This window comes from Salinispira sp., assembly GCF_059431795.1.
Genome location: NZ_JBXWXS010000031.1, coordinates 167,766 through 188,429, shown reverse-complemented (window position 1 = coordinate 188,429; position 20,664 = coordinate 167,766). Strand labels below are relative to the sequence as shown.

General features: G+C 46.9%; 19 protein-coding genes and 1 other RNA gene. 8 read left to right on the top strand and 12 right to left on the bottom strand.

The window, feature by feature from the left end; translation table 11 throughout:
- Positions 1-37: 37 nt before the first annotated feature.
- From AC52PS_RS10695 to rodA, 8 genes are all read left to right on the top strand, one after another.
- Positions 38-1,051, top strand: a complete 1,014-nt coding sequence (locus AC52PS_RS10695; RefSeq protein WP_495563057.1) for a zinc ribbon domain-containing protein — start codon at positions 38-40, stop codon at positions 1,049-1,051.
- A gap of 26 nt (positions 1,052-1,077) precedes the next feature.
- Positions 1,078-1,433, top strand: an RNA gene (rnpB, locus tag AC52PS_RS10690) — RNase P RNA component class A.
- Positions 1,434-1,474: 41 nt separating this feature from the next.
- Positions 1,475-2,404, top strand: a complete 930-nt coding sequence (locus AC52PS_RS10685) for a tetratricopeptide repeat protein (RefSeq protein ID WP_495563056.1) — start codon at positions 1,475-1,477, stop codon at positions 2,402-2,404.
- Positions 2,405-2,657: 253 nt separating this feature from the next.
- Positions 2,658-3,692 carry a rod shape-determining protein gene (locus tag AC52PS_RS10680; RefSeq protein ID WP_495563055.1) on the top strand — a complete coding sequence of 345 codons (1,035 nt, stop codon included), beginning with the start codon at positions 2,658-2,660 and terminating at the stop codon, positions 3,690-3,692.
- A 38-nt stretch (positions 3,693-3,730) separates the two neighbouring features.
- Positions 3,731-4,588, top strand: a complete 858-nt coding sequence (gene mreC / locus AC52PS_RS10675) for a rod shape-determining protein MreC (protein WP_495563054.1) — start codon at positions 3,731-3,733, stop codon at positions 4,586-4,588.
- Positions 4,588-5,100 carry a rod shape-determining protein MreD gene (gene mreD, locus AC52PS_RS10670; RefSeq protein ID WP_495563053.1) on the top strand — a complete coding sequence of 171 codons (513 nt, stop codon included), beginning with the start codon at positions 4,588-4,590 and terminating at the stop codon, positions 5,098-5,100. The genes mreC and mreD overlap by 1 nt, the downstream gene beginning before the upstream one ends.
- Positions 5,097-7,100, top strand: a complete 2,004-nt coding sequence (gene mrdA, locus AC52PS_RS10665) for a penicillin-binding protein 2 (protein ID WP_495563052.1) — start codon at positions 5,097-5,099, stop codon at positions 7,098-7,100. The genes mreD and mrdA overlap by 4 nt, the downstream gene beginning before the upstream one ends.
- Complete coding sequence (gene rodA / locus AC52PS_RS10660; RefSeq protein WP_495563051.1) at positions 7,097-8,413, top strand: rod shape-determining protein RodA; 1,317 nt, start codon at positions 7,097-7,099, stop codon at positions 8,411-8,413. Before mrdA ends, rodA begins: the two co-directional genes overlap by 4 nt.
- A gap of 58 nt (positions 8,414-8,471) precedes the next feature.
- On the opposite strand, the gene mazG is transcribed toward rodA, so the two are convergent.
- The 12 genes from mazG to folK form a co-directional block, all read right to left on the bottom strand.
- Positions 8,472-9,338: a nucleoside triphosphate pyrophosphohydrolase gene (gene mazG, locus AC52PS_RS10655; RefSeq protein ID WP_495563050.1), complete on the bottom strand. Its 867-nt coding sequence runs from the start codon at positions 9,336-9,338 to the stop codon at positions 8,472-8,474.
- Positions 9,339-9,555: 217 nt separating this feature from the next.
- Positions 9,556-9,834: a hypothetical protein gene (locus AC52PS_RS10650; RefSeq protein ID WP_495563049.1), complete on the bottom strand. Its 279-nt coding sequence runs from the start codon at positions 9,832-9,834 to the stop codon at positions 9,556-9,558.
- Between the two features lie 126 nt (positions 9,835-9,960).
- Positions 9,961-10,698 carry a hypothetical protein gene (locus AC52PS_RS10645; protein WP_495563048.1) on the bottom strand — a complete coding sequence of 246 codons (738 nt, stop codon included), beginning with the start codon at positions 10,696-10,698 and terminating at the stop codon, positions 9,961-9,963.
- Positions 10,699-10,754: 56 nt separating this feature from the next.
- On the bottom strand, positions 10,755-13,271 hold the full coding sequence (locus AC52PS_RS10640; RefSeq protein WP_495563047.1) for a CHASE2 domain-containing protein: 2,517 nt from the start codon (positions 13,269-13,271) through the stop codon (positions 10,755-10,757).
- A 56-nt stretch (positions 13,272-13,327) separates the two neighbouring features.
- Positions 13,328-13,993, bottom strand: a complete 666-nt coding sequence (locus AC52PS_RS10635; protein WP_495563046.1) for a tetratricopeptide repeat protein — start codon at positions 13,991-13,993, stop codon at positions 13,328-13,330.
- A 5-nt stretch (positions 13,994-13,998) separates the two neighbouring features.
- Positions 13,999-15,510, bottom strand: coding sequence for a sigma-54-dependent Fis family transcriptional regulator (locus tag AC52PS_RS10630; RefSeq protein ID WP_495563045.1), 1,512 nt, complete (start codon positions 15,508-15,510; stop codon positions 13,999-14,001).
- 21 nt (positions 15,511-15,531) lie between these two features.
- A complete protein-coding gene (locus AC52PS_RS10625; RefSeq protein WP_495563044.1) occupies positions 15,532-17,241 on the bottom strand; it encodes a 30S ribosomal protein S1 in 1,710 nt (569 codons plus the stop codon).
- 24 nt (positions 17,242-17,265) lie between these two features.
- On the bottom strand, positions 17,266-17,958 hold the full coding sequence (gene cmk / locus AC52PS_RS10620) for a (d)CMP kinase (RefSeq protein WP_495563043.1): 693 nt from the start codon (positions 17,956-17,958) through the stop codon (positions 17,266-17,268).
- A complete protein-coding gene (locus AC52PS_RS10615) occupies positions 17,955-18,785 on the bottom strand; it encodes a pseudouridine synthase (RefSeq protein ID WP_495563042.1) in 831 nt (276 codons plus the stop codon). Before AC52PS_RS10615 ends, cmk begins: the two co-directional genes overlap by 4 nt.
- Positions 18,785-19,333 (bottom strand): SMC-Scp complex subunit ScpB, encoded by a 549-nt coding sequence (gene scpB, locus AC52PS_RS10610; protein WP_495563041.1) that lies wholly within the window; start codon positions 19,331-19,333, stop codon positions 18,785-18,787. The genes AC52PS_RS10615 and scpB overlap by 1 nt, the downstream gene beginning before the upstream one ends.
- Positions 19,317-20,069: a segregation and condensation protein A gene (locus tag AC52PS_RS10605; protein ID WP_495563040.1), complete on the bottom strand. Its 753-nt coding sequence runs from the start codon at positions 20,067-20,069 to the stop codon at positions 19,317-19,319. The genes scpB and AC52PS_RS10605 overlap by 17 nt, the downstream gene beginning before the upstream one ends.
- Positions 20,066-20,632: a 2-amino-4-hydroxy-6-hydroxymethyldihydropteridine diphosphokinase gene (gene folK / locus AC52PS_RS10600; protein ID WP_495563039.1), complete on the bottom strand. Its 567-nt coding sequence runs from the start codon at positions 20,630-20,632 to the stop codon at positions 20,066-20,068. Before folK ends, AC52PS_RS10605 begins: the two co-directional genes overlap by 4 nt.
- Between the last annotated feature and the right edge of the window lie 32 nt (positions 20,633-20,664).

Below are 20,664 nucleotides of genomic sequence, written 5' to 3'. Positions count from 1 at the left end.
CGGAATTGCGGTATAATTAACGAGGTAGAGGCTACACATGATTCAGGAAATATTGAACAAACTTCAGGAACTTCAGGATGTTCTGGCGGAGAAATACTCCATAGAGAATGAACTGAAGAATATTCCCAAGGCACTTAATACCAAAACAGAGCTGGTTAACCGGCTGAAAAAATCGTTCGTGGAAAAAAATGAACGTCTTGAATCGGGCCGGGCCAAGGTACAGGATTTACGGATCAAGATGACCGATGCTGAACGGGAACGGGAAAAATATGAAGAGCAGATCGTCAATATTAATACCCAACGGGAATACGAAGCACTTGTAAAGGAAATTCGCGAAGCTTCAGAGCGGGAGCAGAATTTCCGCAAGGATCTTCAGCGTGAACAGAAATACCTGGAAGAACTTCAGCAGAGTATAGAGCGTGAAGAAAGCCTCATACAGGAACAGGAAAAAGAACTCACCTCGGAGCAGGAAAAGATTAAAGACGAGAGTGAAAAGAGACAAAAGCTTCTTGAGACTCTCAACAAGCAGGAAGATGAGATTACTCCGGGAATGGATGAGGAGATGGTGTTTAAATTCAAACGTATCATCCGATCCAAGGGCGGGAAGGGGATAGTACCCCTGCGGCGTTCTGTATGTACCGGTTGTAACATGATTCTGCCCGCACAGTTTGTAAACGATGTTAAGGCTGAAAAGGATGTTCTGTTCTGCCCTTATTGCTCTATGATTCTCTATCATCAGCCTGAGGCACCGGAAGGTGAAGATATTCTGGATTTCGATGATAATACTGCGCTGTTCGATGACGGTGAAGAGTTCGACGATGATTTTAGTGATGATTTTGAAGATCAGGATAGCGACGCCGAAATTGATGAAGATGAAGATGAAGATGAAGATGACAAGGATGACAAAGAAGACATCGAGGAAGATGACGATGACTTCGACGACGACGATGTGGAAGAAGATCATATAGAAGGTGATGGAATAGCAGAGCAGAGCCTGGAAGATGTGGAAGAGGAAGAAGAAGATCTGAATGATGATCTTGATGAAGAATAACTCTTCGCGCACAAAAAATAGATTATAATGCGGACCGGAATGCCGCCCGGAAACTCAGAAACCGGGAGGAAAGTCCGGGCCCGGTTACGGGGTACCGGCTAATTACCGGGAGACGGTTTGTCCGTCTACAGAAAGTGCAACAGAAAGATACCGCCTTCCGGTCCGGTAACGGGCGGAGGGTAAGGGTGAAATGGTGAGGTAAGAGCTCACCGCTTCCGCCGTAAGGCTGAAGGCATGGTAAACCTTGCCCCGGGCAAGACCAAGCAGCAGATTAACTGCAGGGTTATCCTTTGCAGTCTGCGGGTAGGTTGCTGGAAGCTCGTATGAGCTCAAGACAGATGGCATTCGTAAACAGAACCCGGCTTACCGGTCCGCATCTTTTCATTGACATTACATATCTCAATCCGTAAAATCCAGAAATATATGCATCCCAGATCACGAGGCTTTTCACAGACACGAAAAATCAAACTTCAGAGGGCCATTATTCCGGTTCTATTGTTGGCAGGTCTGGCATCCGTTATCCTGTTTTTTTTATTACGGAATTCGGAAGCAGTGCTACCTGATACGGAAAATGACCGGATTCAGACCGAATGGGATGCCCAAAACTATGAACGGGTTGCAGAGCTCACCGGTGCTGAACTTTTAAATTCCCCGTTGAATTCTCGAGATCTACTTTATAACGGTATTGCTCACTTCTATTATGCCCTGACTCTGGTAAACCAGGATGAGCGTGAAGGGCATCTCAACAGTTCAATTCATTCGCTGCGGAAACTGCTTTATGATCCCCCTGCAGGTTTTCAACAGACAATATGGTATATTCTCGGAAAAGCATATTTTCATAAAGGTCCGTATTATTACGATCTTTCTGAAAAATATCTTACAATGGCTGAAGACTCGGGCTTTACTGCCGATGATATTCTGGAATACCTGGGTGTTATACACCTTGATTATGGTGATATTGAAGCCGGAATATCCTATATTCAACGGGCAATCGAAAAAACTCCCCGTGCAGTTTTGTTTCTGACCATTGCCGAGGCTCATGAAGAACAGGGGAATAACACTGAAGCTCTCTCATACTATGAGGAAGCTTTACGCCGGAGTGAGGACAGCTTTTTACGTCAGGAAGCATCCCTGGGAAGAGGGAGGGTGCTCTTCAGAAGTAATGAATTTGAAAAGGCCCAGGAAATATTTGAAGAAATAGTAGAACGGAATAGTCAATCTGCACAAGCATACTTTTATCTGGGTGAGATCTATTTCCAGGCAGGTGATATGGTCAAGGCCCGGGCTCAGTGGCGGGAGGCTTATAACCAGGACAGGACATTCAGACCTGCTCTGGAACGTCTTCAGTCCTAGATTGATGGAGTTCGATGAAACATCAACGAATTCGAACCCAGGGCTGTGTTTCTGAATTATCCGTTCTCTTAAAACCATTTTTATGATACGATGAGGCAATTTCAAAAATCAGCGATTTTCGAAATTGCCAAGACCTTTAGAAATCATAATTCCTTTCTCATAAGAGTATTATGATTTCGACCCGTTATCCTGTAGCTTTCAAAATTCACTTTTGAAAGTTGCTCAAGATAATTGAACTTTCCGGGAGGGAAATATGGGGATTTTTAACGGTTTCAGCAATGATATAGGAATTGATCTTGGTACATGCAATACCCTTGTCTATATCCGGGGAAAGGGAATTGTAGCCAATGAACCATCTGTTGTTGCTGTGGAACGGGGAACCAAAAAAGTAGTGGCAGTGGGAGAGGAAGCAAAGCGGATGTTGTGGAAGACTCCCGGTGATATAATCGCAATCAGACCCCTCCGGGACGGAGTCATTGCCGATCTTGAGACTACCGAAAAAATGATTCGCTATTTTATTGCCAAGGTGTTACCCAGACGACTTTTTGTAAAACCCCGAATGGTTATCGGCGTTCCAAGCTGTATCACTGAAGTGGAAAAGCGAGCCGTTGAGGAATCCGCTTTGAAAGCCGGCGCCCGAGAAGTTGAGGTGATCGAGGAATCCCTGGCAGCGGCCATTGGAGCCAATATACCCATTCATGAGCCTGCGGGACATATGGTTGTTGATATCGGCGGCGGAACCAGCGAAATTTCGGTAATTTCCCTCAACGGAATGGTGGTCACCAACGCAATCCGCCTGGGAGGGGATGAATTCGACGAAAGCATTATTAAATATGTACGACAGACCCATAACCTGATTATCGGCGAGCGTACAGCAGAGGAATTGAAAGTTAATATCGGGAATGCCACACCTGATAAATCTATAGAAAAAATGGAAATAAAGGGTACTGACGCAATCACCGGCTTGCCTCGGCGACTGGAAATCGACTCCGTGGAAGTGCGGGAAGCTCTTCAGGAACCCATAAATGCGATAATTGAAGAGATTAAAAAAACCCTCGGCGAAACCCCTCCGGAGCTGGCTGCTGATATTGTTGAACGGGGAATCGTGATGACCGGTGGTGGAAGTCTTCTCAAAGGTCTGGATACTCTCATTTCAAATGAAACCGGCGTTCCGGCTTTCAAGGCCGAGCAGCCGCTGAATTGTGTAGCAATCGGTGCTGGAATGTATTTTGAAGTGACGCAGCAATCCCAGAGAGAGAAGAGTAATTACAATTCTATCAATGTGTGAGCATATCCTTAATCCTCATGTAAGGCTGGAAGGTTAACGTGGATTTTCGAGAGCTCAGTACCAGACATCGGGAAAGTATAATTCTTGCTGTAATACTTATTACCTCTCTTGTAGCACTGAGTCTTCAGAGTACCCGGTTTACCTCAATTCCCCAAAGGATCGGTCTGGGTATTACCTCCACAGTGGAAAGAATTTTCACCGGGAGCGGAAAAATTATCAGCCGCACAGTGAACTCTATATCTGAACTGAGAGATTTACGTGCTGAATATAATAATCTGCTTTCTGAACTGGAGAAAAGTAGACAGATTTTTCAGAGTATGGAAGCGCTGGAAGCTGAAAACGAGCAGTTGCGCTCAGCTCTCTCGTACGCCAGAAGCAGTGAATACGTTCACAGTCCTGCGGAAATAATCGGAAAAGATCCTGGAATTTCCTTTACCAGCCTGTTGGTCAACAAAGGAAGCGCACACGGGATCCAGGCGGGTATGCCGGTTGTAGGTTTCCAGAACGGAAAACAGGGGCTTGTGGGAAAAGTGATTGAAGCAAGCAGATATTCTTCTCTTGTAAGACCTCTTGTTGACCCTGAGAGCTATGTGTCTGCAAGGCTGAGCCGCACCCGGTATGAAGGGCTTTTGCGGGGACTGGGGAGCGAGGAGGACAGCCTGCTCATGGAATATGTGGACAGGGAATCCCGGAATCAGATCAGTGTTGGGGATGAGGTAATCACCTCCGGACTCAATTCGGTATATCCTGCAAATATCCGGGTAGGCACCATCGCATCAATCAATGCAAAATCCTACTCCACATCCCTTGAACTCGACATTGTTCCGTATATTCAGTATTCCCGGCTTGAGCATGTGTTTATTATTCACGTAACATCTCCAAAGGCGGCAGACTGATGCTCTGGATTCTCATACCCTACATTATTCCTCTTCTGTTCCTTTATCTGAACAGTGGCCCGGCTCAGGTTCTAGCCATACAGGGAGCCCTTCCACAACTCAGTCTTGTGGCCCTGGTGTATTATGGAAACAGCCGCAATGGTGTTCACGGTGTACTGATCGGACTTTTTGTCGGTCTTACTGCCGATGTTCTTGGAGCTGCACCACTTGGTTTTTACAGTTTCAGCTTCACGCTTATCGGGTATCTTGCTGGCGTGAGCAGGGGGAAGGTATATATCGATGCAATATTCACTCCCGTGTTGATGCTTGCAGTATCTATTTTTCTCCAGGCTTTTCTCAGTTTTCTACTTGCCGGCATTTTCGGTTTCCAATCAGTTCAGCAGGTAATCTTCACTCAACGTTTTTTCATTTCCCTCCTGTATACACTTCTGCTTACGCCTATTTTCTTTGCACTTCTGAAAGCTCTGGATAAAATTCTTCCCAGACGTCTTAGAGGAGGGTATCAGGATTGAGAACAGGCTCCCGAAATAGCGGTATTGATCAAAAAAAGCTCATTATTATTTCTTCACTCATGCTTGCAGTATTCGGTCTCTATATTGTGAGGCTTTTCTCGCTCCAAATTGTTGATAATTATATTTATAAAGCCCAGGCGGACGAAGTATCCCGTCGCCGCCAAATTATTCCCACCCGCAGAGGTGAAGTATACGACCGGAATTTTGATCAGCCTCTGGTTACAAATATCGATACCTTTGCCATCCTCCTTGATCTGTCAGAGGTTCCCGGTGACGGATTGCAAGAACTAATCGGTCGTCTTGCCAATGCATTGAATACCGACGAAACACTTCTCTGGAGTAAAATCCCAAGCAGCAGAAATGATAACTTCACCCGCTACGAAATCTGGAGCGGCGCCAGCTTCCACCAGATTTCCGGAATTGCGGAGCGAATAGATCAGTACCCAGGTATCAGTTGGGAATCCAGGCCTACCAGATATTATACCCAGCGTGATCTTATGGCTCATGTGCTTGGATTTACTGGAGAAATAACGTCTGAAGAATTACAAATTCTGTACAACCAGGGATATGCCGGTGCCAGAGAAATCGGAAAAACCGGCGTGGAAAAACAATACGATGATCTTCTCCGTGGAGAGGAGGGCATACGATACGGACGGGTCGATGCACGTGGACGACAGGTTCAGGATCTTGAAGATGTTCCCCCCGAGCTGGGGAACTCCCTGGTTCTCACCCTGGATCGGCATATTCAACGGCTAGTTGAGGACGCAATTGGACCTCGGATCGGCGGAGCAGTTGTAATGAATCCTGCAAACGGGGAAATACTGGCCATGCACAGCTATCCCGATTATGATCCCAATATTTTTTATTCCGCCGGAGCCGATTCTGATATTCAGCGGTTGAACTCAGATCCCCGGGCTCCCCTGATTAACCGTACCATACAGGCCGCAGGAAGTCCGGCATCAACCTTCAAAACCCTAATGAGTGTGGCCATGCTTCAGGAACAGGCGTTTGATCCCCAGGAAGAAATATATTGCCCGGGCTATGTAGTTGTGGGTGATAGAACATTCCATTGCCATGATCTGGATGGCCATGGATACGTGAATATGTATGAAGCTTTGGCTGAATCGTGTAACGTATACTATTACACAATTGGAAAGGATCACCTGGAGGTCGAAGGCATTCTTGATTACTCTCTGCGCTTCGGTCTCGGGGATTACAGCGGAATAGATCTTCCTAATGAAGTAAGAGGACTTCTGCCCACCCCGGAATGGAAAGAGCTGAACTTCAATTCTCCCTGGGTCGGCGGTGATACGGTGAATTTATCCATCGGCCAGGGATATCTCACGGTGACGCCCCTTCAAATGGCCAATCTTACCGCGGCGATTGTGAATGACGGTTTGGTGTATCAACCTCATGTTCTCAAGGAAGTGAGGGATCAGTCCAGCCTTGAGCTGATAGATACGTTTGAACCGCGGATCCTTCGGGATATCGGGGTAGATCCTGGTGTATTTCAGGAGGTCCGGAAGGGTATGGAAATGGTTGTAACCGACGGTACGGCCCGTTGGGTTATTACCAGCGATTCAACCCAAATCGCCGGCAAAACCGGTACTGCACAAACAGGCTTTGAAGAAAAAAAGCATTCCTGGTTTATTTCCTATGCTCCCGCAGATGCAGAGGAATCGGAACAACAGTATGTGGTGGTGGTCTGGATAGATGCGGCTAACGAATGGGACTGGTGGGGGCCCAAGGCAGCCAACATCATTATTCATGGAATTATGAATAATATGAATTTTGAAGACACAGTTCGGGATCTTCAACCGCTGTGGTATTTGGGAATCCCCGAGCTGGAACAAATTCTGAACCCCCGTCAGACAACGGAAACCGCACCCTTAGCGGATATAAACTCAGAATCGGGGAGTACCGGACAGTCCGCAGTGGACGACGCTCCGTCATCCAGCGAAGAAAGCACTGAAGAAAATACACAGGATAATACCGGATGATACATCGGCGTTCTTCTATTAATATTGATTATTTACTGAGCACAGCAACCCTGTCATTGATTATTGTGGGTATACTTTTTATATACTCATCGGGGATTAACTCGGAGGGTCAATTGACCAGTAACGAGTATATGAGGCAAATAATATGGGCGGTTATTGGAGTAACGATGATGATCGGCATATCCCTCATAAAATACGATATGTTTCGGGATTTCTCTCCAATATTTTATGGTTTTTTCTTTTTCCTTTTGGGCTTCACGCTCTTCCGGGGTGCGATTGTCAACGGTGCCAGAAGCTGGTTAGGTATCGGACCTTTCGGAATACAGCCGTCTGAATTTATGAAGCTGGGGATTATTCTTCTTTTAGCATATTATCTGGATCGGGCGGGAGAGCGCGATATCGGGGGTCTCAGGGTGTTTGGGGTGGCCTTTTTGATTATTATCCCACCAATGATTCTCGTCCTCTTACAGCCCGATTTCGGCACGGCCATGGTATACATGCCGATTGCTCTTTTTATGCTTTACGCTGCCGGGGCCCGACCTCTGTATCTTGTATCCATTCTTGCAATCATAATGTTTACCGGGATCTTTACCGTGCTCCCCGAATGGGAACAAATGATCTACGAGGGTAATATTGAATTTTTCGCCATTTTCAATGAGCCCCTCTACTTTGGCCTCATCAGCGGAGGTTTGCTGCTCAGTTTAATTATTGCCCTCATTGGATTGTTTATGCTGAAAAAAGAATATTTCTTTTTTATTGCCCTGAGCTTCGCAATCCTTCTTATTTCATTTTTTCTTGCACCGGGCGCCAGATGGTTTCTCAGAGATCATCAGATGATGCGTCTGATTGTTTTTCTGGATCCGTATGTGGATCCCCGTGGTGCGGGCTGGAATATCATCCAGAGTCTCACAGCCGTTGGATCAGGTGGATTTTCCGGGATGGGATTTCTTCAGGGAACCCAAAGCCATTATCAGTATCTTCCCCAGCAGAGTACCGATTTTATCTTCTCAATCCTTTCGGAGGAGTGGGGGTTTCTCGGTGGCGTACTTATCTCAGGGCTGTACGGCGGCATTATAGTGAGGGGATTGATTATTGCTCATCAGGCAAAAGACAGATTCGGCGCATTTATTGCCGTTGGCGTGATCGCTATGTTGTTTTTTCACTTTATTGTAAATGTGGGAATGGCAATCGGATTAATGCCCATAACAGGAATTCCCCTGCTGTTTTTATCCTATGGCGGCTCCAGTCTTTGGACTGCGTTGTTGGGAATGGGCCTGCTCATGTCTGTGAGTCATCACCGCTACACGTATTAATTACACAAATACACTGATTCATCCCAGCTTTAATAAGGCCCGGCCCGGAGTAACCCTGCTATACGGTCTGTTGTCTCTGCTCCAGATGTTTTGCTTCTATCCAGAAGCGCTCCATTTGATCGAGATTTTGCGGTTTCATCTCCAGACCGACTTCTAACATTTTTTCTTCAATATAGCTGAACCGACGATAAAATTTACTGTTTGTGCGCGATAGCGCTTCATTAGGATGCACTCCGGTTTTCCGGGCAAGATTTATCACCGCAAACAGTACATCGCCTAATTCATATTCTAACTCCTGTTGGAGCGAAGCGGCGTCGCTGTTCTCATCATGCTCTTCCAGGCGGGTGAGGACATCTTCGACTTCATCCAGTTCTTCCCGGATTTTTTCCAGAACACCTCGGTGATCCTGCCAGTCAAAGCCATATTTTGCAGCTTTTTTTTGGAGCTTAAACGAACGGTCCATATTGGGCAAATGTTTTGGAACAGAGTCTAAAATAGAGGAGGGGACACCCCGACCCTCATTCAGAGCTTTGATCTTATCCCATTGAATTAACACTTCCTCGGAGGATTGAAGATTTTCCTCACCGAACACGTGGGGATGTCGGCGGATAAGCTTTTCAGAAAGACCGGATATCACATCCTGTACACTGAATGCCCCCGATTGTTCTTCAATATAGGATATAAGCAGGGTAACCAGAAGAACGTCGCCCAATTCTTCACGCATATGTTCTCTATCCTGATTATTAATCGCCTCTATGCTTTCATAGGCTTCTTCAACCAGAGCATTCCGTAAAGTTAACGCAGTTTGCTCTTTATCCCAGGGGCAGCCATTGGGTCCGCGAAGGCTGCGAATGATATTATAGACGTGGGAAAATGATCTCCCTGTATCAAGACTTTTTTCATCTTCTGGCACAAGATTCTTCACCTGCAACACACCTCACGAGAAAAGATACGCTTATTGTAAAGCATTCACCGTTTCAACGGAAGGGGGGAAAGAACATAGTTTTCGCAGCATAGATGCTATATAGCGTCATAGTATCACAGTTAAAGTAGACCGAATATATATTATGCGAAGTATTATATTCAAACCAACAAGCCAACGCATGGACTGATGTGACTTAACGCTGCGTTTGTGGTTTGTTTCAGTCGTTATCGGGTCTGGAACGAAGGTAATAAAAAAAGCGTACAAAGATCACGGAGAAAATCCCTGAGGATACGAACTGTATTAAAAAGTTTACGCTTCGCTGATCAATTCGAATGAGGCTCTGGATTAACAGTCCCAGGGCGGCACCGAACAAACTGATCATAAATGTGAACAGAATTCTGACCGTCCCTCTGGGTTTGTAACGAAAAAACGCATACATGGTAACCAACAGAGATATAAGTAAAATGCTTAATCCATACAGAAAATATATTTGCATACAGGTGCCGCCCTATAATACCCCGTTTAATTTTACCGGAATATATTATTGTTATTTTATGTTTTGTTTTTATACGATGCCGAAAGCATTCTTTATGGGTTCGGTAACCGGATTGACACATCAGACTCAGCTGCTCAATCGGATCAGTTCATCCTCCAGACTCATGTCGGGAATTGAATACTGTACCGGATCCCCAAAAGTAGCACGGTAGCTAAATACAGCTATACTTACATACAAGTTTTGATAGTCAATGATTTCCCCTGAAGAAAGGTGTTTGAGATCCTCATCCCCTTCACGGTACTGCGTTGAATTCGCCGGAAAAAACCCCCTTACGGAATTTTCTGAAACAGATCTAAGAAGTATGTGCTCTTCAAAATCACCGCTTCCTGATAGTCTGAGCAATACGTTATCATCTGAGTCCGTGGTAAAAGGAAATTCCAAAAGAATGCCTTCGTCCAAATCGATATTGCTGCGTATGCCCGCTTCAAGTCTCTCTGAGGAAAATATAGAGGGAAAGTCATTGAAATCTATAGTGGGTATGGGGTTTCTTGCCTTCACTTCATCTTGGAAGGACATTGCATGATAACCGTTATCCAGCAGAAGCTCATAAGCTGCATTCCCGTTAGTAAACCTGGATTCAAGGGATTCATAGAAAACGGCATAATCACCGGTATCGGCATAGGATCCAATACGATATAAAATAACCAAACCGTTGGTCAGTTCCGCATCCCCAGAGGGAAGATCGATACTGAAAATCTTATTCAGTAAATCAAGTTCCGGTTTCACCGGAGGCTGAAGCAGCTGCGGTATACCACAGCTGCTCATCAGGAGAATGAAGGCAATTGCTGCCGAGAAAAGCTTCATGTGTTTCTTTGGCCTCGCTGGTACCCTGGAGTTTTCTGATGTTGCCTTTCGGGTCATCAGGTTAGGTCATCCTTCTCGATAAATGGTTCAAGACCGATTGAAATATCGATGAGCTCATAAATAACAACCGGCTTATTTTTACCTTTAACTCGAATATTATCCAATTCTCTGGCAATCACTTTGTCTTTTACCAGACCGTAGGTGTATTCGCTAATAATTATCTTGCTTCCGCTGCCGGTGTACTTTTGACCGTTTTCCGTCCATTCCTGACCGAAATACTGCTTGTTTATCCCTTCCAGGCGGGCGCCCAGGTTCACGTTGTCTCCCATGAGGGTGTAGTTCATGCGCCCCCTGCTGCCCATATTACCCACTGTCATGATTCCGGAGTTAATACCCATTCCGATATCTATGCGGCGGTCAAGCGGCCACTGTTCGTTCAGTTCACGCAGTTTCTGCATCTGCTTGACTGCAGATTGACATGCAAGAATTGCATGGTTTTTCTGGGCCACAGGTGCACCCCAGAACCCCATAATTTCATCGCCCACGTATTTATCCAGGGTGCCTTTATATTCCATGATGGTGTCGGTCATCGCCGTCAGGTAGATGTTTAAATGATTGACAAGCTCCTGGGGCTGCATTTTTTCACTTAATGTGGTAAAGCCCCGAATATCGGAGAAGAAAACCGTCAGTTCCTTATCCACCCCCCCCAGTTCGGGAGGTTCACCGCTGCTCATAATCTCATCCACCACTTCAGGGCTGACATATTGTCCGAACATCCCCTGTACTCTTCGTTTCTCCCGTTCTTCGGTGAGCCCCCGGTAAATAACCACCGAAAGGAAGCTGAATACCATGGCAAATGACGGATGCACTGTCTGCACCAGGATTTCGTTTGACTCGAACATATACTGACCGAAGATAAACAGCCCCACAATGAGAATGAGCGTGAGTGCCAGGGCAAAAAATGTGTTTACCCGTCCTGTTAGAACGGCTACCAGCAATACCAACGCGGACAGAAGAGCCAATTGAGGCCAGAAACTCAGCGGAGTTATAAACTTATCCATCAGGATGGTGTTCAAGGCATTCGCATGAAGCTCGATACCATACATAAGCCCTACACCGGTGGTTTTTTCATCATCTGCAAGTCCGGAGCTGAAAGCTCCCGCCATAATAATTTTATTATCAAGTGCCAGCGTCCGCGGCCAGGTATCATAAATAGGCCCTGTGGCACGTCGGGCATAGGCGGAATATGGCCGCACCGGAAACGTTTGCTGACCGCCGGGTTCCGAACTTGAGCGTTCCCCCATGAAGTTCACCAGCATTTGAGCTTCAGTATCGATGGGAATACGAATCTCCTCCATTTCCCGAAATCGGGCGGGAACAGTTTCTTCCTGTGTTTCTTCATCGTACTCTGCAAGTGAAGTCTGTATAGAGTATGGTTCCAGGCTGCGATTATCCGGATTGTACACCCTGGGATTGGTAAGAATCACCTCTTCCCCGAGATTCACCCGGATATCCTCCAGAGGAATATTCAGATAGTTTGCTGCAAGAGCGAGGGTTATTGATGGGATAAAATGATCAATATAAATGCCGATATCAAATTCCTGGGCATCTGACTCACCGTCGTCATCCAGATCTATTTCTCTGGGCGGACTCTGTGAGCGTACTCTTTCGGCCAGTTGATTCAACTGCTCCTCGGAAAGTATCAGGTCGCCATCGGAATTATTCAGCTGCTGGCTGAAATGGGTTCCATCCTTATCGTACCATCCTATTCGAGCAAAAGGATGGCCCCAGGCTTCTGTCTGGGAGAGAATCTGACGATGGTTGTCTAAAAAGTCCTGAAGCCGGACAGTACGAATGCGCTCGGTGTTTCGTGCAATCATGGGTTGCCGGCGGAAACGGTCATCTTCATCGTCAATATAGTTGGCATGACCATAGCCCTGGAGATTCTCACCCAAAGGTTTCAGCGGCGGTTCCATTCCCAGAAACAAGGGCATGTTAACCCAATCTCCCTCCACCTGCGTTATTTCCCCATGCTCTTCAAATAGAAGGCGGTGTCGCTCACGGTATTCCTCGGAAAGACTTGAAGGGGGTTCACTGCCAGTAAGTACCGTTTGAAGGAAAACCCGGCCGTTTTCTTCCATGCCTGCTTCAAGTTGTGCATCGTCCACCGCATCGCTGGAAGGTTCGATAAAGAAAATATCGAGAAAAACAGAGTTTTCCCGGCTGCTGTCGTCTTTGATCCGTGAGAAGGTATTTAATAGATCGGCGTGTCTGTACCTAGGAAACGGCCATGCACCGAAATCTGCAAGGCTTCTGTTATCGATTCCCAATATGAGAATATCGGGATGAATATTAAGATTGGCCTGCTGGATGGTTACTCCGGCCTGTTCCTGGCGGGCAACACGGTTATGGCGGATGGAGAAATGAAAGTCCAGAACACGGAGTTGAAGATTTCTAAAGAAAAAGAAATCTGGTGATAATAGCAAAAAAACGGACACAATAATAAATGCCAAAAAAAAGGCAAAGTTCCTGCTGGCAAGAAATTTAGATTTAAAAGTACCGGCAGAGCCCATGGAGTTCCCCCTTGCAGCCGAACCGGCACATATTCAGCACATACTGTTCAGCCGGCTCAGTTGTCAGTCTGATTCGCGATATTTATGTCAATTATACGGTTGTGAGCAAAGTTTGTCCAACCGCTGGATGCGTACTCATCTATGAGTCGATCATAATATACCAGCGCTTGAGCTTGCTCTCCAGCCTGTTCACTGAGTCTGCCCAGGGTGAACAGTACCCGGGGTTCTTCCGGACTGTCATGCTCATCCACAAGACGGCTCAAAACTTCTCTTGCCCGTTCAGTATTCCCGGAATTCTCAAGCATTAGGCCGGCCTTGAGAAGAGCCGTTGCAGCCAGATACCCCTGGGCATCGGAAGCCCCAAGATACTGCTCAGCGGCGGCTTCATAATCCTCTACTGCCGAATAAATGTCACCCAAGATCATCTGTTTGCGTACATGGGCGTAGGAATTACTTCGAAAGTCAAACTCTGCAATTCGGGTAAGCACCTCACCTGCATCCTTTGAGTCCTCTTCCCGTTCATCGCTCCAATCGGTAAATATCTGTTCAAGTTCAAACAGACGCTCCGCTTCCCGGTCCAGAGTATTTCGATGAACTTCAATTCCAACAACCAATGCAATAATGCCCACGATAATCAGTGTAGTGAGAATAGTGAGTGCAACCCTGTGACTCCGTAAGAAATCCGCCAGAATATCCTGTGCGCGTTTTTTTGATTCAGCCATGTAAGTCAGCTCCTTTCAATACCCAGCTCCTTAATGAGCCGGGAGAGATACGTTCGTTGTATTTCAAGTCGTTGCGCCGCCAACGTCTGGTTCCAATTGCTTTCCAGAAGCGTTGAGCGTATGAGATGCTTTTTAAATAAATTCAGCGAGTCTTTCAAGCTCTTTCCCAAATACAGTTCACCGGTAAAGCTGTCTCCCGCCAAATGCAGATGCTCAGGCGATATTTGTCTATCCGTGCAGAGCACAGCTGCCCGTTCAACCGCATTATGAAGTTCCCGGATATTTCCCGGCCATGCATAGTTCATCAGCTGCTCATGGGCTTCGGCACTGAAGCCCTGTATGGACTTGTTCAACTCCCTGTTAAACCTGTCCAGAAAATGGTCGGCAAGCATGGGAATATCTTCTTTTCGCCTTCTCAGGGGTAGAATATAGAGGGGGATCACATTCAGCCGGTAAAACAAATCCTCCCTGAATCGTCCTTCCTGTACTTCTTTCTCCAATTCCTTGTTGCTTGCGGCAAGAATCCGGATATCAGCTTTCTTAACCTGATTTGAGCCCAGAGGTTCATAGCTTCCCGACTCAAGCACCCTCAGCAGCTTTGCCTGAACCTGTGGAGAAATATCAGCTATTTCATCCAGAAACAGCGTACCGCCCCGGGCAGCTTCAATTTTTCCCTGACGGTCTTGGAATGCATCGGTAAAAGCGCCTTTCACATGACCGAATAGCTCGCTTTCAAGAAGCTGCTCGGGTATGGACGGGCAGTTAATCCGTACCAGGGGCCCTTCGGACCTGGGACTTCGGGCATGTATCTGTTCCGCCGCCAATTCCTTTCCAACCCCGGATTCGCCGTGTATAAGAACTGATGCGTCGCTTGTGGCAATGCGGTCAATCATCGCCATGAGATTTTTCATGGCGTCAGATTGATACAGAAGGGTTTGATACCGTGCCGACTCCCCTTCCCGAAGCCCTTCCAGCTCCTGAATGCGCATTCTGTCCTTAACCCTGGCCTGTGAGTTGATCACAGCCAGCGCCGCCTGGTTGGCAAATATCTCAAGCCATTGGCGGTCCCCATCGCTGAAGTGCCCTCCATTGGTCTTGTTAATTATCTCAATAACGCCTATACAATGATTCCATACCCGCATGGGGACGGCAAGAATGCTTCGGGTTTTGTACCCGATCTGTCGGGAAATCTGGGCGTAAAACCTGCGGTCTTCATCCACATCATTGACGATCAGACTCCGGTTGTTCTGGGTTACCCAACCGGCAATACCTTCACCGGATTTCAGGGTGAAATCCATTACCTCTGAACCTTTGGGCCCCAATGCCACCTCAAAATGCAAACTTCCATCCTTCTCATTTCTGAGAAGGATGGAAGATGATTCGCCTGAGCTGAGATTCATTGCAGATTCAAGAATCTGCTGTAATTGCTCTTTGGGGTCAGAATAGTCACCGTTGATGTTCGAATTGATCTCGATCAGCTTCTGGATTTTTCGAGAAGTATCTGAGTTTTCGAGCATCAACTACTCTCCGGGAGTCGCCTATTCGTCATCCTGCTTCAAAAAATCAGCAAGAGTGGCGGACTCTTCATCGCTTCCGTTGTCGGAAATATACTTTTCAATTTCCTGACGCTCCTGTGCCCGTGTCATCTCGCGGATAGAGAGAGACAGTTTCTGGCGTCCGGGATTCAGTTCAATAATTGCCGCCTGAAGCTGCTGGCCGGCCTTATACTTGGTGATTTCTTCATCAAGATTAATTTCCCGGGGATTACCCAGATGCACTTTAGGAATAAGACCTTCAATTCCGCCGCTCACCCGAACAAAAACTCCGAAGTCGGTTACATTGGTAACCTCACCCTCGATAATTGAACCTTCAGAGTACGTACCCTTCAGATCGGTCCAAGGATCATCTTCGAGCTGTTTGATTCCCAGTCGAATGTTATGATTTTCTGCACTGCTTTCAATAACCATAACATCCACTTCTTCGCCTTCTTTCAACACTGCACCGGGATTCTTATACTTCTTGGTCCAGGAAAGATCATCCACATGGAGAAAACCGTCTATGCCTTCTTCAAGTTCAACAAAAGCGCCGGTGGCGGTGATCTTTTTTACAACACGTTTGAGCTTGGTTCCCACAGGATATGTGCTTTCGATTTCATCCCAGGGGTTAGGAAGAACCTGCTTGATACCCAGACTGACCTTCCGCGCGTCCAGGTCGAACCCGAGAATTTTCGCTTCCACATCTTCACCGATGCTCAGAATTTCTTTAGGATGCTTGATACGTTTTGTCCAGGAAAGTTCGGAAATGTGAGCAAGACCTTCAATACCGTTTTCAAGCTCAATGAATGCGCCGAAATCGGTAAGCTTTGTCACTTTTCCCTTGATCACATCATGCAACTGGAATCTGTCGGTAAATGTTTCCCAGGGGTTTTCGGTCATATCCTTGAGACTAAGGTTAATTTTCTTATTTTCTTCATCCAGGCGGGTAACTTTCAGCTGAAGTACTTCGCCCTTTTTCACATGATCCTTGGGACGGGCAACATGTCCCCAGCTCATATCGTTTATATGGAGCAGTCCGTCGAAACCGCCGAGGTCAACAAAAGATCCGAATGAGGTGAAAGACTTAACTGTTCCTTCAACCACATCCCCTTCTTTGGTATTAGCAAAAAACTCGTTCCGCTTTTTGTCAACTTCTTCTTCAAGCCAGCGCCGGCGGGAAAGAATGATATTCACCCGGTTATCGCTATAAAGACGTTCGATGTAAAAATGGGATTTCAGCCCCACATACTTGTCCGGATCTTCTACGCGGAACAGGTCCATTTTGGAAATGGGGTTGAACCCCCGGTTTCCACCGCCAAGGGAAATTTCAAAACCACCCTTCACAACCCGTGAAACCTTACCTTCTATCGGACGCTCTTCCTGAAAAGCCTCTTTCAGTTCTTTCCAGACAACTTTCTCGTCTGCCTTCCGCTTGGAAACCACTACCTCGCCGTTGCGGCCTTCTTTATTAATTAAGACAACCTGTACGGTAACACCTTCGGATGGAACATCATCTTCAAACTCGTTGAGGTTGATCTTACCTTCCGACTTATACCCAACGTCAATAAAAACCTGTTCGCTGGTGACCGCGACAACCGTACCTTCGACGAGCTGACCGACCTCCAGCTCATCAAGGGATTTGAGGTATTCCTCCTGCAGCTCCTCCTGGAGGAAGTTTCCCGTTTTTGAGCCCTGCTGTTCATTTTCTGCCATAGTTACTTGTATACTCCTGATAGATTATTTGTGTTCTCGAATAGATTCCAATACAATCTCACAAACTTGTTCAATCGTCAAGTCGGATGTGTCTAAATACCTGGCCTGTGGGGAAAGTTTCAAAGCCCCCACATCTTTCTCTTTATCGATATGGTCACGATTTGCAATGCTTTCCACTAACTCCTCATATGATAAGGAGCTGATACCTTGATCAAGCCTTCTCTTTGCTCTGGCCTGTATGCTTGCATCCAGGTAAAACTGAAGTTCTGCATGGGGAAATACTATTGTGCTCATATCCCTGCCTTCTACCACCACATCCTTGTCCAGGGCTTCCTTCCGCAGAATAGTATTCACCAGTTCTCTGATTTCGGGAATACTGGATACCTGGGCAACCAGAGAGTCGACCAGGTCAGAGCGAAGAACTTCATCGCCCAGAAGCGTTCCGTTGAAGAGAATATCACCCTGTTGAGCCGGCACTGCATCATCATTGCCGCTGCTTACCACAATGTGGAACCGGGACGCGGTTTTTACAAGCGTATGGGGCTTATCTGAAATACTCCTGCGCATCTCAGCGTTTCCAAGCCTTTTTAAAAGCCCGCTGGTGATTGCCCGGTAAATATTACCCGAGTTTAGATAGACCAGGCTGCTCCTGGCACCCACCATTTTCGCAACGGTGGATTTTCCGCTGCCCGCGGGACCGTCAATGGTGACTGTCATTTTTTACTGCCTTTATCATCCTTGCCGCCCGATCTGCCGGCCCCGCCTGATTTGCGCCCTCCGGGACGGGATTTACGACCTGGCCGGGATGTCCCCGGCCGGACATTTTTTTTTGCTTCCCTGTGAAGGGTTTCCACCTCTGCCTTGGAAAGCTGCCGGAATTTTCCTTCTTTGAGGATCCCAAGTTTCAGGGGTCCGAATTCCGTACGATGAAGGCGGGTTATTTTCAGTTTGCCGTGGGAGAAAACATTTCTGATTTCCCGATTTTTCCCCTCCGCCAAATGGAGTATTACCTGTTTAGGATTCACGAACTGGAATTTTTCCAGGCGATACAGCACCCCTTTGACCCGAATGCCATCCAACCATTCCTGGAGAAGTTCACGGGGGATCGGTTCTTTGGTTTCCACCATATACTGTTTTATGAGACCTGAGCGGGGATGTGATGCGCTATGGGCGAACTCCCCGTCGTTGGTGAGTAAAAGGAGACCGGTGCTCATAAAATCCAGGCGGCCAATGGTGAACAGGCGCTGAGGAAACGAATCCTGCACCAGGTCCATGACCGTGGGTCTGCCTTCCGGGTCATGTGCTGATGAAATGAACCTTGCGGGCTTATGGAGCATAAGATACAGATGCTCCTCCTCAGGGCTGACGCTGGTGCCGTCGAAGCGCACTTTATCACCATGCTTCACCCGGTAACCCGGCTCACTGATCACTTTTCCGTTAACGGTTACCCTGCCTTCCTCGATTAACTCTGCGCTTTTGCGCCTACTGGCTATGCCGCTGCGACTGAGGAAAACCTGCAGTCTGGGTTCTTCCTGATGTTCCATTATAATTCATCCTTATGCAGTTCGAACCGTGCCTGCTCCACTTCATCTAGTTTGGGGAGATCAGCAATGCTGGAGAGGCGAAAAACTTTCAAAAAAGTTCGGGTGGTACCGAACTGGGTCGGCCGGCCAGGTGCGTCTTTTTTTCCCACTTCCTGAATCAGCTCTCGGGTTTGCAGGAGTTTGATCATTGAATCTGAGGATACGCCCCGGATGCTTTCGATTTCCCCTCGGGTTATTGGTTGACTATAGGCAATGATACTGAGGGTTTCCATTGCGGCCTTGGACAGGCGTTGGGTATTTTGCTTGCCGTAGCGTTCTTTCAGGTTATTCCAAAGACTCTGTTTAGGTGTCAATTGGTAGGAATCTCCCAGACGCATTAATTCGATTCCCCGCTCTTCCTGGGTGTACAATTCTTCAAGCTGCTTAAGGACAGCTTCCACTGCATCTTTGGAAAGTCCAGAAATTTTCGCAAGGCTTGTTATATGTACCGGGTCGGGTTCGAGAAACAGAATTGCCTCAAGCAGTGCTGTCTCAGTTTTCAACTTCATCCTCCCCTTCTCCTTTTTCATGACGGCGAATTCGTATGTCTCCGAAAAGCGTATTCTGAAAAATCCGAATCACCTTGAATTTTACCGATTCAAGAATGGCGAGAAATGCGCAGATTACATCCATAATGGAATCTGGCCTGATGATAATATCAGTGAACCGGAATTCCTTCTGGCGTTCGAGAAGCTCCCTGATAAGAGTGAGCTTCTCATTTACGCTCACTTCTTCATACAGATCAATAATCCGGTCGGGTGTAAGTCCCTTCATGAGGCTGGAAAAGGTTGTGAGAAGATCCCACACCTCCATCTCCTGCCACATGGGTTCGGCATTATCGAAGGGAAGGTTTCTCTGAGCCTTTTCCCGCTCAATGATCCATTCGTTCTGGTTTTCCTTCTCCATCATGAGTTCGCTGAGTTTTTTATATTTTTGATACTCAATCAGTCTATCCACCAGCTCTTGCCGTGGGTCTTCAAGTTCATCTTCCAGATTGATATCCACCGGAAGGAGCATGCGGCTTTTGATATACAGCAGTGTGGATGCCATTACATAAAATTCCGACGCCCGTTCCAGATCAGCCATCTCCCCCGCCCGCATAAATTCAAGATACTGCGCGGTTATGTGGGAAATAGGGATATCATAAATATTTACTTCATTTTTCTTTATCAGGAAGAGCAGAAGATCCAGAGGACCTTCGAAATCCTTCAATCGAAAATGGGCTTTTGATTCTTCACCTGTCAATTATTATTCCTCAGCTGAGAAGTGAGCCCATTATAAAGAGGGCTTGAGCTGAGGTAAATACCCTGAGAGGGATCATTTTGAAGCTCCCGTTCCAGATTTTCAAGAGATTCCCCGCTGCGGGGATCGATTAGTCCTGGATTCAGTTCCAGCAGAGGCACAAGAACAAAACGGCGCTGGGGGTATCGGGGATGGGGAATAATCAGTCCCTCCCTGGAATCCTCTGTTCCGGATTCCGAAACATCGGTTACCAGATCATTCCACAAGATAATGTCAATGTCCAGATTCCGAGGGCCCCACCGAACCTCATCGTTTCTGTTCCGTCCATGTGACGTCTCAATTCGGTGAATCTCTTTTAACAGATCCCCAGGCGACATATACTGCGGAAGATTCATACAGCAGGCGCAGTTGAGGAAATCTGGTTGATCTCTTAGCCCCTGGGGGGTACTGGCATACAGGGAACTGATGCGAAAACCCGATTGACTCAGGATCTTTAACTGTTCCAGGGCTGAAACAAGCTGCTTTGATGAATCTCCGCTGTTACTTCCCAGACTCAGATATATCATTTCACCTCTGGATAGGCTTCGGGTTCAGATTA

Excerpts from the sequence above, each read along its gene's own strand:
- AC52PS_RS10695 (WP_495563057.1), top strand. The coding sequence starts at position 38 with ATGATTCAGGAAATATTGAACAAACTTCAGGAACTTCAGGATGTTCTG.
- AC52PS_RS10685 (WP_495563056.1), top strand. The coding sequence starts at position 1,475 with ATGCATCCCAGATCACGAGGCTTTTCACAGACACGAAAAATCAAACTT.
- AC52PS_RS10680 (WP_495563055.1), top strand. The coding sequence starts at position 2,658 with ATGGGGATTTTTAACGGTTTCAGCAATGATATAGGAATTGATCTTGGT.
- mreD (WP_495563053.1), top strand. The coding sequence starts at position 4,588 with ATGCTCTGGATTCTCATACCCTACATTATTCCTCTTCTGTTCCTTTAT.
- rodA (WP_495563051.1), top strand. The coding sequence starts at position 7,097 with ATGATACATCGGCGTTCTTCTATTAATATTGATTATTTACTGAGCACA.
- AC52PS_RS10650 (WP_495563049.1), bottom strand. The coding sequence starts at position 9,834 with ATGCAAATATATTTTCTGTATGGATTAAGCATTTTACTTATATCTCTG.
- AC52PS_RS10645 (WP_495563048.1), bottom strand. The coding sequence starts at position 10,698 with ATGAAGCTTTTCTCGGCAGCAATTGCCTTCATTCTCCTGATGAGCAGC.
- AC52PS_RS10640 (WP_495563047.1), bottom strand. The coding sequence starts at position 13,271 with ATGGGCTCTGCCGGTACTTTTAAATCTAAATTTCTTGCCAGCAGGAAC.
- AC52PS_RS10635 (WP_495563046.1), bottom strand. The coding sequence starts at position 13,993 with ATGGCTGAATCAAAAAAACGCGCACAGGATATTCTGGCGGATTTCTTA.
- AC52PS_RS10630 (WP_495563045.1), bottom strand. The coding sequence starts at position 15,510 with ATGCTCGAAAACTCAGATACTTCTCGAAAAATCCAGAAGCTGATCGAG.
- AC52PS_RS10625 (WP_495563044.1), bottom strand. The coding sequence starts at position 17,241 with ATGGCAGAAAATGAACAGCAGGGCTCAAAAACGGGAAACTTCCTCCAG.
- cmk (WP_495563043.1), bottom strand. The coding sequence starts at position 17,958 with ATGACAGTCACCATTGACGGTCCCGCGGGCAGCGGAAAATCCACCGTT.
- AC52PS_RS10615 (WP_495563042.1), bottom strand. The coding sequence starts at position 18,785 with ATGGAACATCAGGAAGAACCCAGACTGCAGGTTTTCCTCAGTCGCAGC.
- scpB (WP_495563041.1), bottom strand. The coding sequence starts at position 19,333 with ATGAAGTTGAAAACTGAGACAGCACTGCTTGAGGCAATTCTGTTTCTC.
- folK (WP_495563039.1), bottom strand. The coding sequence starts at position 20,632 with ATGATATATCTGAGTCTGGGAAGTAACAGCGGAGATTCATCAAAGCAG.